General features: G+C 35.8%; 12 protein-coding genes. All 12 read left to right on the top strand.

Features of this window, described 5'->3' with window-relative positions; translation table 11 throughout:
- The first annotated feature begins 1 nt into the window (after position 1).
- The 12 genes from Q0845_RS00750 (at position 2) to Q0845_RS00695 (ending at position 18,344) form a co-directional block, all read left to right on the top strand.
- Complete coding sequence (locus tag Q0845_RS00750) at positions 2-814, top strand: hypothetical protein (RefSeq protein ID WP_298507635.1); 813 nt, start codon at positions 2-4, stop codon at positions 812-814.
- Between the two features lie 51 nt (positions 815-865).
- The gene (locus Q0845_RS00745) at positions 866-2,446 is read left to right on the top strand and encodes a phage tail sheath C-terminal domain-containing protein (RefSeq protein WP_298507632.1); all 1,581 of its coding nucleotides are present in this window, start codon (positions 866-868) and stop codon (positions 2,444-2,446) included.
- Between the two features lie 61 nt (positions 2,447-2,507).
- Positions 2,508-2,969: a phage tail protein gene (locus Q0845_RS00740; protein ID WP_298507629.1), complete on the top strand. Its 462-nt coding sequence runs from the start codon at positions 2,508-2,510 to the stop codon at positions 2,967-2,969.
- Entirely contained in the window at positions 2,962-3,408 is a 447-nt protein-coding gene (locus tag Q0845_RS00735; RefSeq protein WP_298507627.1) for a phage tail protein, read from the top strand. The genes Q0845_RS00740 and Q0845_RS00735 overlap by 8 nt, the downstream gene beginning before the upstream one ends.
- A 21-nt stretch (positions 3,409-3,429) precedes the next feature.
- Positions 3,430-3,600, top strand: a complete 171-nt coding sequence (locus tag Q0845_RS00730) for a DUF5908 family protein (RefSeq protein WP_298507624.1) — start codon at positions 3,430-3,432, stop codon at positions 3,598-3,600.
- A 23-nt stretch (positions 3,601-3,623) separates the two neighbouring features.
- Positions 3,624-4,295: a hypothetical protein gene (locus Q0845_RS00725; RefSeq protein WP_298507621.1), complete on the top strand. Its 672-nt coding sequence runs from the start codon at positions 3,624-3,626 to the stop codon at positions 4,293-4,295.
- A gap of 5 nt (positions 4,296-4,300) precedes the next feature.
- Entirely contained in the window at positions 4,301-6,100 is a 1,800-nt protein-coding gene (vgrG, locus tag Q0845_RS00720) for a type VI secretion system tip protein VgrG (protein ID WP_298507618.1), read from the top strand.
- Between the two features lie 207 nt (positions 6,101-6,307).
- Positions 6,308-6,610 (top strand): PAAR domain-containing protein, encoded by a 303-nt coding sequence (locus Q0845_RS00715; protein WP_298507616.1) that lies wholly within the window; start codon positions 6,308-6,310, stop codon positions 6,608-6,610.
- Complete coding sequence (locus tag Q0845_RS00710) at positions 6,603-7,031, top strand: GPW/gp25 family protein (RefSeq protein ID WP_298507613.1); 429 nt, start codon at positions 6,603-6,605, stop codon at positions 7,029-7,031. The genes Q0845_RS00715 and Q0845_RS00710 overlap by 8 nt, the downstream gene beginning before the upstream one ends.
- Before the next feature lie 3 nt (positions 7,032-7,034).
- Positions 7,035-11,270 carry a hypothetical protein gene (locus Q0845_RS00705; RefSeq protein ID WP_298507611.1) on the top strand — a complete coding sequence of 1,412 codons (4,236 nt, stop codon included), beginning with the start codon at positions 7,035-7,037 and terminating at the stop codon, positions 11,268-11,270.
- Positions 11,267-14,137, top strand: coding sequence for a hypothetical protein (locus Q0845_RS00700; protein WP_298507609.1), 2,871 nt, complete (start codon positions 11,267-11,269; stop codon positions 14,135-14,137). The genes Q0845_RS00705 and Q0845_RS00700 overlap by 4 nt, the downstream gene beginning before the upstream one ends.
- On the top strand, positions 14,130-18,344 hold the full coding sequence (locus Q0845_RS00695; protein WP_298507607.1) for a contractile injection system tape measure protein: 4,215 nt from the start codon (positions 14,130-14,132) through the stop codon (positions 18,342-18,344). The genes Q0845_RS00700 and Q0845_RS00695 overlap by 8 nt, the downstream gene beginning before the upstream one ends.
- The last annotated feature ends 13 nt before the right edge of the window (positions 18,345-18,357 follow it).

The following is an 18,357-nucleotide window of genomic DNA, read 5'->3' as shown; positions in this document are numbered from 1 at the left end:
TATGACCTATACATCTTTATGTAAAGTAACGGTTTCGCATACATACTATGCGTCAAATATTTGTGAATGTTTGCGATATCAGGCAAGTCAAGAAACAACAACAATGATGAACAAATATGGTTTTGTATTGCGATTGGTGAACGATGGTTTTGAATTGTATACCTCATCCAATCAATCTATTGAAACACATTTACATTATATCACGCAAGTTTCTGGCGCAACGAGTTTTGAATTTATAGGAACTACCACAGATCCTAATTTTTCAAATTTCACCAACATTCCCATAAATGAATTGGGCGTACTTACGTTTGCAAGCGATCAAACAGTAAGTAATAATACTTCTGATACCAAAATTCAACTTACAGAGACATTTGTTACGGATACTACAGCAGACAAAACTATAGCAATCTGCATCAAATTTGAAGATCTCATTCGCTTACAAAAAACAACGAGCGACATCTCGTTTTTAATTCAATTACAAGCACGTGAAACACAATGGAATTATTACATCATTAACAATTCCAATCAAGAATACAATGAATTGGCCATAGAAGGAAGTGACAAAATTCAGTTTACATCACCAACGGAAACAACACTTCAAAACGGACAAAAAGCATTATTATTTACATCAAAAACTACCAAAATTCCTTTAAAAAATGAAGTAACCTACACATTTGACTTAGTCAACACAAAACAAACAATTTCTGGTGACCGAAAAGAAGTCCTTATCAAAGGATTACCGATTCCAAGTCCTCAAAATTTACAAATACAAGACGATCATACAATAGCATCCTTGATATACGTGTATATCTAGCATGCCTTATCAGTACTTATAAAAATTAATACGAACTAATAACTATGTTTTATGAATTTATCAACCATTAAATCTCCAGGGGTTTATATCAACGAAATAAATGGTTTCGGAAATTCAGTTGTTCCTGTAGCAACCGCCGTTCCTGCATTTATTGGATATACTCCACAAGCCATGTACGAAGGGAAATCGTACACTAATGTGCCAACCAAAATTACATCCTTCACAGATTTTCAGGCAATTTTCATGTTACCTGATCCTGCACCACCTGCAGATCCTGCAAAACAATACAATCCAGAATATTATTTAGTCGCAGAAAAAAGTCAACCCGAAAAAGGTGACTATATGCTTATTGACGGAACGTATTATTCTATTGTACCAGATCCAAACACAATTTACTATTTGTATAACAGCATTCGCTTATTTTATGAAAATGGCGGTGGTGATGCTTATATTGTTTCTGTGGGAAGTTATGGACCTTCTTCAGGAAATCCAATGACGCCAGGTGACCAAATTGTAAATCCAAATGTACAATTGAACGATCTTACCAATGGATTGGCTTTGTTGAAAAACGAACAAGAACCAACCATGTATATCTGTCCAGAAGCAACCTTACTTTCTGTAGCAAACAACGGAACTTTAATGGCTTCTATGTTATTGCAAGCAGAAGAAATGCAAACAGCTGTAGCCATCTTAGATATTATCGGTGGAAGAAATCCAGATCCTGTGATGTGGATGGACGATATTACTACATTTCGTGACAATACAGGAGCTAACGGATTAAATTACGGAACTGCTTATTATCCGTTTGTAGGAACTACTATTATGCAAACTTCTGATATTGATTATACCAATCTTTTTGGAGGTGACTTAAAACAATTACAACCATTATTAAGTCCAGCGGATAATCCAAATCAATCTGTAGAAACCATTATCGGAAACATTGAAAATCCTTCTGGAACTCCATTAACGGTAAGTCAATACAACAATTCTCTTATTGCAGCTAGTAAAACGTATAGTACAATTATCAATCATGTATTGAGCGATGCTAATATGATGCCTCCAAGTGGTGGAATGGCTGGTGTAATTACTGTAACAGATAACGAAGTTGGTCCTTGGCAAGCACCTGCAAATACCTCTATGGTTGGCGCATCGTCATTGCCTATAAAAATCTCAGAATCGCAACAAGCTGACTTAAATGTAGATGCGGTTTCTGGAAAATCGATCAATGCAATTCGTTTTTTCAACGGACTTGGAATCCTAATTTGGGGAGCAAGAACGCTGGACGGAAACAGTCAAGATTGGCGTTATTTATCAGTACGTAGAACGATGAATTTCCTAGAGCAATCGTGTAAACTTGCCGCACAAGCCTATGTATTTGCACCAAATGATAAAAATACGTGGGAAGCTGTTAAAACTATGATTGGAAGTTTCTTAACAAGTATTTGGAAAGAAGGAGGATTGCAAGGAGCAACTGCTGCCGATGCATTTTCTGTACAATGCGGATTGGGAACAACGATGACTTCAGACGATATTTTAAACGGATTTATGAATGTAACTATTAAAGTTGCTGTAGTACGTCCTGCTGAATTTATTGTACTAACATTCCAACAACAACAAGCAACTTCTAGTTAATAGCTAAATAGAAGTACAAGCATTTAAAACAAAAAATTAATCATTTAAAAAATATAATATTATGGCAGATGATGGAAGTAAAGAAGGGTCAACATGGCCCATGCCAAAGTTCCGATTCGAAGTCGATCTAGGAACTGAGCTAAAAGGAGTTGCATTCCAAGAAGTTTCTGGAATGGACGTAGAAAATCAAATCATTGAATACCGAAAAAGTAATAGTACACTTTTCTCTACCGAAAAAATGCCCGGCATTGTAAAGTATGGAAATGTAACTATGAAACGTGGCGTATTTGTGAATGACAATACATTTTGGGATTGGCATGCAGAAATTTCTATGAACACAATCAAGCGTAGAACAGTAATCATAAAACTATTAGACGAATCAGGAAAAGTAACCATGCAATGGACACTAAACAATGCGTGGCCAACAAAAATTACGAGTACTGATCTAAAATCTGATGGAAATGAAGTTGCCATTGATACTTTAGAAATAGCACACGAACAACTAATTATTTCTAATGGATAATAGCGCGTATCCTGTTGGATTTTATTTTTCACTTTCGTTTGAAGGTGAAGATGCGGCTTTTAAAGAAGTCTCAGGAATCAGTAAAGAGCTTGGAGTCGAGGAAGTTGCTGGCGGTGGAGAAAATCGGTTTAAATATCGATTGCCAACTGTAAACGCCAGTAAAAACCTAGTACTCAAAAGAGCCATTGTTCCAACAGGATCAAAGTTAATTACTTGGTGTTCTGACACGCTTGATAACGGATTAGCATCCGCAATTACAACACAAGATGTATCTGTGAATTTGCTCGATAACGAAGGAACTGTATTAATGAAATGGACATTTTATAATGCATATCCTATTAATTATGCAGTCTCAGATTTAAAATCGCAAGAAAGTGAAATTATGATTGAAACTATTGAATTGGCATATACCTATTTCAATATTGCATCAAGTTCATAACAAACGTATACAATTCAAATTATGCCCATAGAAATCAGAGAATTAGTCATAAAGACTGAAATAAAAACAGTTCATGAAAATTTGAACACAAAACGCAATGCATACGATACTTCCAAACTAAAAAACGAAGTATTGGAAACATGCAGACGCATGATTTCTGAAGCGCAAAAACGAGAAAAGTATAACCGATAAAACTCCTAGAGAACATTACGATTATGGCATTAGAATACATGAAAATAACAGGATACAAAGACGAGGACTTTACACAAGCGATCTCTGGCGATCCGTACAATCTCATGATCAATCCAGAATCTATAAAATGGAGCCGAAGTATTGAATACAATGAACAACAACCGATAGATACGAGTACGTCCTCTCAAAAATACAAACATACACCAAGTGACAATCTCAGTTTTGATATTGTTATTGACTGTACAGGTATTGTTGACAGTAAACGAACGGATCTCACTTCTGAAATTCAAGCGTTGGAAGACATTGTATACACATACAACGGCGACATTCACAGACCTAATTTCGTAAAAATTCAATGGGGAAGCGATTTGGTGTTTTACAGCGTATTAAAATCGTTTGATACCACCTATACATTATTCAAACCAGATGGAAGTCCGCTGAGAGCAAAAATCTCATTAAGCTTCGGAAAATATGTATCCGCTGACAAGCGTCAAAAAGAAGACAATGAAAGTTCTCCCGACATTTCTCACTTGGTTGAAGTAGTACAAGGCGATAGTTTGCCACAATTATCAAACAAAGTTTGGAACACACCATACTATTACATTCAAGTAGCAGAGTATAACGATTTAAACAAATTCAGACAACTAAAAGGTGGACAGCAGTTACTGTTTCCGCCAATTATAAAGCCAACATAAATTACATGAGTGCACCAACATCCATAGAGAGTGGCGGTTTAGTCACCTTCGATATCAAAACCAACGGAAATACTATTCCAGACGCCATGGACGTACAGTCTTTTGAGGTAGAAAAAGGAGTGAATCGAATTTCGATAGCAAAGCTCGTCATCCTTGATGGAAGTCCCGCTACGGAAACCTTCGACGTAAGTTCGTCAAGCACATTTGTTCCTGGAAATACCATTACCATTGAAGCTGGATACGATTCTACCAACGAAACTATTTTCAAAGGAATCATCACCAAGCAAAGCATTCGTGTGCATGGTGCAGAAGGTTCGGTATTGATTGTTGAATGTCGTGATGAAGCTGTAAAAATGATTGTGGGACGTAAAAGTCTCACCTATTCAGAGCAAAAAGACAGTGACATTATGAGCACCATTATTGGAAATTATAGTGGATTAACCGCAGATGTAACTGCTACCGAAACACAATGGCCAGAACAAGTACAATACTATGCAACCGATTGGGATTTTTTACTCGCAAGAGCAGAAACCAACGGAATGATTGTGACGACACTTAATGGAACTGTATCGGTATTTCCGCCTGATAATGATACAACTTCTGTATTACAGATTACTTATGGAGACAATTTGTTAGAATTTAATGCTTCCTTAAACTCCGTAACGCAATTAGGTTCTGCCAAAGCAACTTCTTGGGATTATACCCAACAAGCAACCGCTTCGGGAGAAGCCTCTAGTAGTTATGACGGACCTGGGAATTTATCGTCTTCCACACTTTCAGAAGTAGTAGGACTTTCAGAATATGACTTGCAAAGTACGGCTCCATTAGAAGCAACGGATTTGACAAATTGGTCAAAAGCAGCTTTGGTAAAAAGTGCGTATGCTAAAATTCAAGGAGATGTAAAATTTCAAGGAAGCAACTTAGTCGATCCGGGAAAATACATTACGCTTGCTGGATTGGGCGATCGTTTTAATGGCGATCACATCATTTCAAATGTACATCATTTCATTGGTCATGGAAACTGGACAACCGAAGTTTCAGTTGGCTTATCTCCAATTTGGTTTACAGAAGAGCCTGATGTAATGGCGCCACCAGCTGCTGGATTATTACCCGGCGCACAAGGATTATTCAATGCTACGGTAAAGCAAATGTATGAAGATCCAGACAGTCAATATCGTGTATTAGTTGATATTCCACTATTTGATCCAAATGGAGAAGGTTTGTGGGCACGCTTAACAAACTTCTACTCCACTTCTGGTGCAGGAGCATTCTTTATGCCAGAAGTTGGTGATGAAGTTGTTGTTGGATTTTTGAATGAAGATCCTCGCTATCCAATCATTTTGGGAAGCATGTACAGTTCATCTAGTAACAAACCGTTTGATGGTTTAGATCCAAACGAGGAGAATACAATAAAAGCATTTGTATCTAAATCGGGAATCAATATTCAATTTGATGATGAAAATAAAGTCTTAACGCTACAAACACCAAGTGAAAACAAGGCAATTTTTAGTGATGAAGACAAACAAATCACCATTCAAGATCAAAACAATAACAGCATTGTCATGTCGGAAAGTGGAATTACCATCAAAAGTGATAAAGACATTACAATACAAGCATCTCAAAACCTAACATTACAAGGAGATATGGGAGTTACTATTGAATCTTCCAGCGGCGATGTTCAAATCAAAGGAATGAATATTAAAGAAACGGCAGACATGGAATATTCTGCGGAAGGAAGTATGACTGCTTCACTTCAAGGTGGAACACAAACGACCATTAAAGGAGCCATGGTGATGATTAATTAGGTATTGGGTTTTGGGTATTAGGTCTTGGGTATTAACCTAAGAACCATTGGCTAACAAAACGTCACTTCGAGTGAAATTTCGTAGAAATTTAGTATCGAGAAGTACTTGGAAAACCCAACTAACAACTAACAACTAACAACTAACAACTAACAACTAACAACTAACAACTAACAACTAACAACTAACAACTAACAAAAATAAAGAACTATGCCACCAGCAGCAAGATTAACCGATTTTCATGAATGTCCGATGCAAACACCGGCGGTTCCATCACCGATTCCGCATGTTGGCGGGCCTATTACCGGACCTGGAATACCAACAGTGCTTATTGGCAGTTTACCAGCCGCAGTCGTTGGTGATATGCTTGTATGCGTTGGACCACCAGATTCCATAGTACAAGGTTCAGCAACCGTTATGATTGGCGGAATGCCAGCCGCGCGAATGGGAGATTCTACCGCACATGGCGGATCAATTGTTTTGGGAGACTTTACAGTAATGATCGGTGGATAGAACAGAAAACATACAAAAAGAGTTTCTAGGTTCTGGTTGGTCATTTCCGGTGACATTTTCTGCGGAAAATCATCAACTGCAACTCTCAAAGTATGAAACGAATATTAATGATATGATCGATTTGATCATGAAAACCACCTTTGGCGAACGCCCATTTTCGCCACAATTTGGTTCCGGATTACAGACGTTTTTCTTTAGAGATATGCGTCCAACATTACAAGGTGAAATAAGAGAAGCCGTCAAAACATCACTCTTAAACAACGAACCTAGAATAAAAGTATTAGCTGTAAATGTAGCATTTGCAGATTTACAAAATGGTTTGGTAGAAGTAACTATTGATTATCTCTACAATCAAACCAACACAAGACACAATTATGTGTATCCTTTTTACATAAAAGAAGGAACCAATTTACAACGATAATACATGAGTCAATTCGATCAACATATGGCAATGCTTTCACTAGAAAAATCGCTAGTGCCAAGTACTGGTTTGGTAGATAGCAGAACGGAAACTGACAATTTGCGTTTGCTTGCCGAATTTGCCACCTTGTTTAATTTTTATGATCGAACCAATACTATCAACGGAAACTGGTCGCCTTTTTTGTTGAAAGATCCTGTGTTTTTAGTAGCTTCAATTGCAAAAACACCTTTCCAAAAAGCGTATTCGCTATTTATAAATACCTGTTTGCAACTGAAAAAAGTAATTTCGAATACGTCCTTGAGTGACTTTATTTCCAATGCTTTTAATCAACTTTTTGATCAATTGAGCTACACGTTTCAAGTGATAGAACGTTGGACACATTATATGAATGAATCCACTATTGAATATAACTTGAAAACTTATATCATCAATAGTGTAAAAGACACATATGGCTTGATATTATGGTCAATATTGGACTTACGAGAACAATTGTACAATTATCAAAAAGCACCACATACAACGCCAAATATTCCCGGCATTCAAAATGTAAATCAGTACGCCTTTGAAAATTATGATAAAAAAATATGGAATGTACACAAAGGTGAATCGCCATATTGGACTGTTTTAGGATTGCCAATGTCACCTTGTAAAAATGCTCCTGATGAAGACTGTTTTTATATTGAAAATCTTACGCAAGATGATTTGTATAATTGCTTATATACTACAGGGAAAAAAGTATTTTCTTTTTACAGCAAATGCATTTCGTATGCCGATACCGAATTGGATACCTTACAAAATACACCTGGAAGTTTCCCAGATACAATGTTGCTAAGAACATTTACAAGTTTGCTAAAAATTTACCAGAAGCAATTCAATTCGTTGTCAAAAAAGCATTTGAATTTTTATTACAGTGATATTTTAAAGCAATTTCCAAACAGTGTTACACCCGATACAGTTTTTGCAAGTAGTAATTTATCCAAAAAAACAGCGACGTTTCAATTACCTAAAGCAACAATATTTACGGCTGGAGTTGACGCAGACAAGCAGCCCATTTTATTTGAAACCACAAACAAGGTTTCCATGAATCCCGCTAAAATTGCAAATGCGTATACTATATCACAAACTGTAGTAAACACCTATAATTCCGAATTGTATTTACAAAAATTACCGCCCGTAAATGAAGTCAGCAAAGATGAAGATGGCGCGGTAAAAACTTGGAAAACTTTCGGAACACAATTGCCACAAACGGAAGATCCTAAAACGATGGCAATGACTTTTGGTTCGCCAATGTTTTACTTGACAGAAGCTGAATCGAGAGTAATTACGTTAAACTTTACATTTTCAAGTTCTACCTTTTCATCTATTCTTCAAGAGCAAACCAGCTACTATTTCAGTACTGAAAAAGCGTGGTTCGAAATTCCAAGCAGTCAAGTAGATCTCGACTTTACGACGCCAACGTACAAATTGCCTATGACTATTGATCGCAATTTGAAAATGACCATTACCTTACTTCAAACCGATCCTGCCATTACAGCCTTTAAGAAAAATCCTGATGGATATACCTGCGAATGGCCATTGTTTAAAATGCTTTTTTCAGAATTTGAAGTATTGGCAAATCCGCCGCAAATCAAAACATTATCTATTGACGTTGAGGTGTATGGTTTGCAAAACTTTCAATTGTATAACGATTTTGGGCAATTAAATCCAAAAAAACCTTTTCAACTATTAGGCGCGGCACCAAAAGTGAATCAAAACTTTATGGTGGGAAATGCAGAAGTATTTAGTAAACCTGTTCAAGATATCGATTTTACGTTGACGTGGAATCCATTTGATAGTGATTTTGACTTTAACACCTATTATGACGCGTACAATAATTACTTAAAAGGCGCATACTCTGGTACTACTGTAGATGTGGATGAGTTGAAATCTATCATCAAAAAAATTAACAATTTGCAAAATTCATTTTACGATGATGTCACCAAATCGGAAGAGCAATTGTTCAAAAAAGTATTGCGTAAAAAAACGGTAGCAGATGCTGTTTCATTAATTCAAAAAAATCAAACAGATCTTGCTGAACTTGTAGACAAACAAGCACAAAAATTAGACAAAAAAGCAGCGGCAGCTGGCGATCTTGTCAGCGAAATAAAGGGTTTGAATACTGAAATGCTTACGGCAATTACAAGTACTCAAAATGAGTTGATTACAAATATGCAAACTGCCAATAAAGTAGACTCAGATACTGTAAACACTGCTAAAACGAATATTTTAAACGAGATTGACAATACCAAAACTACGGTTTCACAAGAAATTAAAGACGCTCAAAACACGGCGCTTTCAACCAACATTCAAGAAAATAAATCGCTCTTCAAAAAAATAACTGGAATCTTTAGTAAAGATAAAAATACCGGATTAGCGACGGATACCACTGATACTTTTGAATTCTCTAATACTTCATTTTTAGTAGATTTTCAACGTTTACAAAATGGTGTTTGGGAAAGCTTTAATAGTATCGTGAATGGAAATTCAGTTTCATCAATTACTGAAGAAAATTTATTCTTTTCATCAACCACAGATACAACGACTATTCCTTCGTCTCGTACGTTTGATTTTTCCGGAATGAATCTCGATCCTGCAAGCGTTGATCCAACATTACAGCAAACACCATTGCAACTTACAGACAAAACTGTTACTGGATTTTTGAAGATGAAATTATCAGATCCAACCTATGGTTTTGGAACAGCATTATACGGAAACGTAGTCGCGGCCATTGCATTGTTTAATGCAGAAGTGATCGCTGAAAAAATAAAAAAACCGAATGATTCACAAGATTTAGCTGCGCCGGCAAACATTCCGTTTGTTCCCATGGTAAGCGTTTTTGAGGGAAATTATACTGCTTCAGTTAGTTATGATTTTTCTACAAACGAACAAAGCTATCCACTACAATGTTTTTACAATACACCTTTTGAGAATTATAAAGTGTATGATACTACTTTGGAAGAAAAAATTGATACTAAAAACACAACTTTTGGAAGTTCGCCAGCCAGAGATGAAAACGGAAAAATCATTCCGCTAACTGCAATACCTTTAGTACCAAGCTTTGCCACAAAAGGACAATTATATTTAGAATTACAAGACCTAATTGTGCCTGCCAAAGTGAGTTTTTATTTTGAATTGGCACGTGCATACACCGAAAAAGTACTGACCACTAAAAATGTGAGCTATACTTATTTGAGTACAGATGGTTGGAAAACGCTAACGTCTATTGAAGATAGCACGAATAATTTTACCTGTTCCGGAATCATTACAATCAATATTCCTGATGATATTGCTACAGAACATACCACAATTGCAGGAAATAACTATTGGATTGCCATTGGCACCACAAATAATCCGGATAGTTTCCCAGAAACTTCGTTTTTAAAAACCAACGGATTCACATTGCAGCGCATTGTCGCAAAGAATGATTTTTCGACCACGACACCGCAAATTGCTGCTGATGTAATTACAACGCCGCAAACCGCAATTCCGCAAATTGGAGCTACGGTACAACCTTTTCCGTCGTTTGGTGGGAAAGCTGCAGAAACGAATTTTCATATGAATTCACGTGTGAGTACACGTCTCAAAACGAAAGATCGATTGGTGACGATGGAAGATTATTTTAATACTATCCGATTGCAATTTCAGGAAGTATACTATTCAAAATCAATCTATAAAAAATCATCCAATCAAGTATTTACATATGTAGTCAAAAGAGTTGCTGACGCGAGCGATACCAATGCTTTTGTACCGCTTTTAAGCGAATGTTATGAATTAGATATTCAAAAATACATCACCGAACGTGTTTCAGCATTTATAAAAGTAGCAGTAGAGAATTTTGAATTGAATTATGTAAAAATCACAGGTGATATTACCGTACAATCGGATCAAGATGTGACTACTGTTGAAAAAGAAGTGAATGACGGAATCAATATTTTCCTAGCTCCTTGGATCACAAGTGCACAATCACAGTTGACCATTGATAGCGGATTGAACACTGCGCAACTCTCCGCATTTATCAATACGTACGATAGCATTTTGGAGATCAATAATCTTTCTTTTCAAATAGGCACGAAAGATTTTAGCACAGGAAACATCAACTATCAAGAAAGCATACAAGAAGTTTCACAAGGAGACGGAAGCATTTTAGTTCCATCCTTAAATAATACCACAAAAAACAGTTTAATCAAGTATCATTTATGACACAGGAAAACTACATAGTAGACGGACAACTTCCTTTGGAGCTTGATTTTAAAGCGCTGAAAGCAGAGGCTTTTGCATATATCCAAGAGCATAGTGGCATGGAATGGACCAACTTAAACTCAAGTGATCCTGGTGTGACAATTTTGGAACAATTATTATATGCATTTACTGAACTAGGTTATTGTGGAAACTTCTCCATGAAGGATATTTTGACACAAAAAAGTGGCGATTTAACTGTGGACAATCAATTTTATTTACCACAGAACATTTTAACAACGTCACCAATTACTATTGACGATTATGTGAAGTATGTAATTGATCAAATTGCAAATGTCAAAAATGTGCTTATACAACCAACAACCTTGGCATTTCCTTTTGTAAGTGGCGTGTATGAAGTGTATTTATTATTAAATCCTAATAGTTATGAAAATGCTACTACAGATGATGACATAACAACGATTAACCAAGCGAATGAGACTGAAACTTTTTACTTGCTAAATAGTTGCAGAAACGTAAGTGAGTTATTCTTAAAACCACAAACGCTTATTGGGAAAGAATATATAATTAGCGGAAAGCTTGCCATTGCATCTGGATACGATTTGCATACAATTCTGCCAGAAATCATGCAATCCATCACAGATTATATTTTTCCTGATGTTGTACAAACTGGTTATGATCGATTGAAAGTTGAAGGCGAAAAAACCAATGATATTTTTAATGGTCCGACTTTAGATAATGGTTGGATTTCAACAGGAAGTATTCAACCCAAAAAAGATACGATTCAAGCCTTTGAAATCACCAAATTAATTCAAGGAGTAGAAGGTGTACAATCCATTTCAGGAGTTTCGTTTACACATAATAGTACAACTTCTGACACTGCAACTTGTGAGAACAATGAAATCTTAAAATTCAATTTTTCTGAATCATTTGTGACCAATACAAACTTCCAAATAAGTACCGAAGGTAAAGACCTAAATGCATCTTTGAATACTTCTTTATTAGATGAATTGGCAAACATGCAGCAAGCAAGTTCGCAAATCAATGAAGTAGCGTCTGTACAAATGGCGCCAAAGCTTCCAACGGGAAAATACAGAGATATTACCAGCTATTATTCCATTCAGCACACATTTCCAGAAGCGTATGCTGTAGGCTTAAATGCTACGAATGATAATACGCCTGCGTACCAAATGGCGCAATCACGACAGTTAAAAGGATATTTGAGTTTATTTGATCAAATGTTAAGCAATCAATTTGCACAATTGGCAAACATTGATAAGCTTTTTTCATTCAAAAATTCCATCACAGGAAATCCTGCTGATCTTGAAAACTATTACAATACAAAAACAGCGGAAGAAAAGGCGAATCCAAAATATCCTGTTCCGTTTGAAGTATTTTCACCAACCTATTTTTACCAATCATTATATCAAAGTGTACCAAATGTAGAACCGCTTTTACGAAACAACGGCATTTTTAAATTTGGTCCTGTATCCGAATCTGATGCTACGCTCTCACATAAAAATTGGGTGTCGTATCAAGAAGATCCGTACAACTCGTATATGTATGGTTTGCTGATCATTAATGAAGACGACACCATTAATTTACAACGCAGAGACGATTTGCTCGATCATTTATTGGCAAGACATGGCGAATCTCCTAGAGTAATGAATACGCTTGTATATGGAACAGTATATTCGGGCGATATCCTAAAAGATCGTGTCATTATTAAAAGTCTGTATTTACAGAATTTAACGGCATTATCTTACAATCGTGTAAAAGCATATCACAATATCGGAGCTACCAAATTGAACGCTTTTATTATAGAAATTACATCTGAACTTATTGATCAATTATCCAAAATCAATTCCACGGAAACGCTAGCGGATTTACAACTAAAATTAGCAGATGTTTTAGACGAAAATCAACAGAAAATTGAAACTGCCAAAGCAAAATATAACACCAAAAAAGAGTTGCATAAAATATTAACGCAAACCTATAAAAAGAATGGTGTTTTTGATACAAATCGTATCAATGAAGAAGGGAAAATTACATCGCAAGACAGTTTAGATTATATCACGCTTTCGCTGAAATTAGGAATGTTGCTGACGATAAAACCTTTTTACGTCAATTTTGTACAAGGCGTTTTAGAGTTAGATCCAGAAACTACCACACAAGATGAGCTAACGCTTTCATATCAGCAAAGCGAAATGGTATTGTGGCTACTTACCCAACGAAAAGGCATGATTGCTATTGAAACGAACTTGTTATTGCAATCGGGAAGTTTTCAAATATATATTAAAGAACATACTATATCTAATACTTATTATCGTTTAGATACGATGTTAGATTATGTGGATTTCATCATGCTTTCAACAAAGTTAAACACGATGGATTCACAAGATATTCAAACGTATTTAACGAACATTAATGCAGCATACACGCTCACAAAAATTGAAAGTTCAACGATTAAAGACACCACATTTACTGCGATTGAAAATACAGGATATTCATGGACTGCTAGTGTTAACTGGAATAATGAAAATACGATGTATATCACTGATCCATTTTTGGAAGACACATTGCTTTGGATTTTTCCAAATTACATTCCAGAAATTATTGCTTCAGATTGGCAACATCGTCTCTCCTATTTTATGGACAGTCAATTGCCAATTCAAATTACAGCAAATCCGATGTACGCAAGTAAAGATGATTTAAAAACACTAATTCCACAATATGTAGATTGGTACAATGCTAATATTTACAACGCAAAAACACAAAATATAGACAGTACAGCACTTACCACAAGTGCCGCAACTCTTATTACCACACTTGTTCAAATTTCTAAAAACACACTACCAACCAATGCATAGTCAAGGCGCACATATCATCACACGTTGCCAATGGGATACTGCTTTCGATTCCAAAAATCTTGCGCATCAATTGCAGATGGATATTAGTGCGTGGAGTGCGTATAAAATGAAGCGCATCATCAATCGTGTATTTGATAGTATTTGTCCGCAAGGTCAAACCTTAAAAATTCGAAAATTAGCCGTGGACTTGGGTTCAATTACGTATGAAAACATGCTTAGTGAACTTCCATTACGTTTGGAAGAAGCGCTGCGAAATGCTTTGTACGACCTGATCATGTATCCTAAAAATGGAGACAAAACCTTAGAAATTGTTCATGAAGACATTGCGCAAATCAATGTACTGCGTGATTTCTTAGTACAAGGAATGCTACCATGGAATTATCAAGAAGCTTACGGAACGGCAATTCAAATCATGCGCTCGCAATTAACCAACAATCGTTTAAGTGTCATACAAATGATTCAAGAAATTGGTATTTCACAAAATGTTCGTAAGCGCATTGCTTGGCAGTTTCCAGATGCTGTTCTCAGAAAAATTATTGCAGGATTAGAACCGAACAACCATCAACAAATCCTTAGTTTTTCGGATGAATTTGTAAAAGTTCAGGAAAAAGAAACCATTGTTCAAACGAGCACCAACGATCTGAAGAAGAATATCTGGTTGTGGATTTTAAATTACCTATTTACGGAACGCGGTACTATTTTTAACAGAATTGCCTTTGTAAAAAGTACGGTGGAACAAATGGCGAGTCATTTTAATATTTCGTATGATGCGATGATTGAATTGATTGAAGAAGCTATTGAGCGTGCGAATGAATATTCTCAGGTAGATAAAGGCTTAATGGCAATTTTAAAATTATTAGCTGAAGAATTACACAATACCTCTTTTTCTCGTGTAAAAACCGAAAAACAAAAAGAAAATTTCTGGGGCAAAGTCGAAACGTATTTCAATACTGCTTCCGCAAGAAGCACCAATATTCAGAAAAATGAGTTTAATGAATTGGTGATTAATTTGTCAAAACTTGATGCGACTCGTTTTCAAAAAATCATTCTGAAAGTAGCCCAAAAACCAACCGTTTGGAAAGCCATTTTAAAAGATTTGATTCCTGCAGCCATCGAACGTTTATTTTTAGCATTGTCACCTTCTTTATCAAAAAATATACTATCTCAGATTTCATTCTTATCAAAATTACCACAAACAAATCAGGTAAAAGTGGATGTGTTGGACTTGTATACGTTTGGAATTACATTTTGCATTGCGCATCAAAATACATCCGTGACCAAGAGTACTTTCTTAGATTTTATCATAGAAAAATTAGCCAAACAGCAACAACAAAGTAAGCTCGTTATTTTAGATCATTTTGTGGCAGCTAACCTATCGAAAACACAAAAGAAAACGAGTTTTATTTCACTGTTTAAAGAATTACATACGCTGTATCAAAAAGAAATTATAAACACTAAAACATATACTTCCGAAACAGCATTGCAACAAATCATTGCGCATTATGTAGCGGAAATTGAACAGAAAACAAGTACCGAAAACACGCTACAAGACTTAGAAAAAACATTGCAAAAATGGATGGCTGCTTCGCCAATAAAATTTTGGAATCGTGTACAGCAAATAGAAAAAACATCAAAAGTAAGTATTCATATTGCTGCATTAGTCGCAGCATATGGAACAGCGCGATTTATAAAAGCGATTCAACCTGAAACATATACGTTGTTAACTAAAATTCAGCGAATTATTGAAACCTTGATTTCAAAGCAACCCAAAAAAGCAAGTGCATTACGAGCAATCAAAAATATATTGGTGGTTTCTGGTTTTGAAGTGCTTTGGAAATACCCAAAAACAATTGCTTCTGTATTCTTTGCGCAGCTTTTACAGAACTTAGAACAGCAAGAAAATATCGTACGAATTTCCAAAACAAACATTCAAGAAGTCATTCAATTGATCTTGAAAACTCAAGAAATTAGAACACTTTCTTGGTCGGCACGCGAATTTGTTGCAGTTGAAAAACAGTATAAAAAGTATAGTTCGCAAACGCCTTTGGAACAAATTCTAAGTTTGGTACAAAAATCGAATCAGCAAGCAGAAGTTGCCAAACATATTTCAAAATTAGTACGTGCTAAAAAAATAACGACTTCTGAATTCAAAGCCAATGAAGCAACCATAATTGCCTATCTCGTTTCAAATGGCGTGGAAATTCGCAAACGTATGCTTGCTACATTTTACACGCAAATTACCAACACAAAAACAAGTTTCAACACGATACAAATCAAAACGATGTTGCAAGAGCTTTTTTGGCAATCGCTTGTAGCATATCAAACACATCGTGGCAATGAACGCAGTTTTGTATTGCTATTTGAGAAAATGGTAGCACAGACATTTCCAACGGTAAAAACAACACTAAAAAAGGTTGCAAAACCAACGGTAAAAACGAAAAAGGTTGCGGCGGAAATTCAAACCTTGCAAATACCATATCGCATCTCGGTAGTAGCATTGTTTGAAGCTGTACAAGCACATTTAAAAACAACAAACACTGAGTTTAAAATTGCGAAAAAAACCTATACATTCTCAGAAATAATTGCACTCGGATTGGAAACGTCGCCAGCAAAAATACGCGCCATCATTCAGGAAACTGCAATTACAGAAACACAAATTCGTTTCTTAAAAGATACCATCAAATTTGAAACCTTTATTGTCTTTCATGCAAATGATGCTTCAAGTGCGCAATCGGAAGCTTTTAAAGCAATGCACACGTTATTTAACATTGTAAAACAACTTGGAAATGCGAAAATAGTAAAGGCTTTACAAGCTATATTTTGGAAACAAACTATTGCATTAATTCAAGGAAAAACAACCGCAAAAAAGAGCATTGAATTCCTTGTGAAAACCGCTTTTGATGCACTTTCTGAAATTACAACTTTGGATCAAATTACCATTGTAAAACACATTCAAAACAACAACATACATATTCCTCTTATCCTTAAAACAGTGTTGGTAGAAAGACATCGTGTTTTTGAATTGATTACTGAACAAAAACAAGACATTGCACTTTCAGAAGCGATTAAAAAATATACAGCAACCGAAAAAATTGAGGAATTAAGCAAGCATTTACTAACGCATTATGAAATTCCTGCTTGGTTTTTACACACACAATCGTACACTTATGAACGTGTGGTAAACGAATTGGTTGCACAACAACCATTGATCATCTTAAAAACAATTCGCAGTCAACACATTTCAGAAGTACAGTTGATCAAATTTGTACAAACAATTCATTTTGAAACTTTTATTGCAGCATTGCTGAAATTATACAGCGCGCAACAAAAAGAATTATTGAATATCCGAAAACTATATGAAACGATTGCTTTTGTCAGTATGCGAGGAATTTCGACCAAAAGCTTACAACAAATTATCATCAAAAAAGTGGTGACTGCTTGGCAAACTTCCAATTGGTCTTTGATTGCAAGCACAAATATTTGGAATGAATTGTTATGGGAAACTTGCGGAAAAAAAGCGGTTCAAAAGCAAGATTTTTATGCGGCTATCAATTCCATAAAAACGATGTTGCCAACCGCATTATTAGTGACTTATAAAAGTTTGGTGTCTCAGGATACATCTTCCAAGAATGCACCACAAAATATTGAAAACACAATTACAAATACATCAGTTATGGAATCAACCAAAAACACATTTCCAGCAGAAGGTGTACCTATAATGAATGCAGGACTGGTAATGCTTAACTCGTATTTTTTAATGCTGCTAGAACGTTTAGGAGCTGCAAAAGACAATGCGTTTGTTTCTGCCGAAGCACAAATGAATGCTGTGCATTATCTCCAATTTATTGTTACGGGACAAACGGAAACAGAAGAATCATTACTGACTCTCAACAAAATCTTAACAGGGCTTTCGCCAAATACGCCTGTAAAGGATTCTGTGGAGATGACACAAGATCAAAAAGACTTGATTAATGGAATGATTCAAGCAGCCATTAGTTACTGGCCTGCAATTGGACAAACGTCTACCAATGGATTTCGTGGAAATTGGTTGGTACGAGACGGAATTTTGAGGGAAACTGAAGAACGATGGGAATTGACTGTGGAGAAAAGACCGTATGATGTATTAATGCTAAAATCACCATTTTCATTTTCAATTATAAAACTACCATGGATGGAAAAACCATTGCATGTTACTTGGCCATTTTAAAAAACGAATCACC

The sequence above is a fragment of the uncultured Kordia sp. genome, assembly GCF_947489565.1.
Classification (GTDB): Bacteria; Bacteroidota; Bacteroidia; order Flavobacteriales; family Flavobacteriaceae; genus Kordia.
The sequence above is the reverse complement of the archived record's forward strand: the minus strand, read 5'-3'. Positions and strand labels throughout refer to the sequence as shown.

Coding starts and splice junctions, on each gene's coding strand:
- Q0845_RS00735 (WP_298507627.1), top strand. CDS start 2,962: ATGGATAATAGCGCGTATCCTGTTGGATTTTATTTTTCACTTTCGTTT.
- vgrG (WP_298507618.1), top strand. CDS start 4,301: ATGAGTGCACCAACATCCATAGAGAGTGGCGGTTTAGTCACCTTCGAT.
- Q0845_RS00730 (WP_298507624.1), top strand. CDS start 3,430: ATGCCCATAGAAATCAGAGAATTAGTCATAAAGACTGAAATAAAAACA.
- Q0845_RS00740 (WP_298507629.1), top strand. CDS start 2,508: ATGGCAGATGATGGAAGTAAAGAAGGGTCAACATGGCCCATGCCAAAG.
- Q0845_RS00695 (WP_298507607.1), top strand. CDS start 14,130: ATGCATAGTCAAGGCGCACATATCATCACACGTTGCCAATGGGATACT.
- Q0845_RS00745 (WP_298507632.1), top strand. CDS start 866: ATGAATTTATCAACCATTAAATCTCCAGGGGTTTATATCAACGAAATA.
- Q0845_RS00725 (WP_298507621.1), top strand. CDS start 3,624: ATGGCATTAGAATACATGAAAATAACAGGATACAAAGACGAGGACTTT.
- Q0845_RS00750 (WP_298507635.1), top strand. CDS start 2: ATGACCTATACATCTTTATGTAAAGTAACGGTTTCGCATACATACTAT.
- Q0845_RS00715 (WP_298507616.1), top strand. CDS start 6,308: ATGCCACCAGCAGCAAGATTAACCGATTTTCATGAATGTCCGATGCAA.
- Q0845_RS00700 (WP_298507609.1), top strand. CDS start 11,267: ATGACACAGGAAAACTACATAGTAGACGGACAACTTCCTTTGGAGCTT.
- Q0845_RS00705 (WP_298507611.1), top strand. CDS start 7,035: ATGAGTCAATTCGATCAACATATGGCAATGCTTTCACTAGAAAAATCG.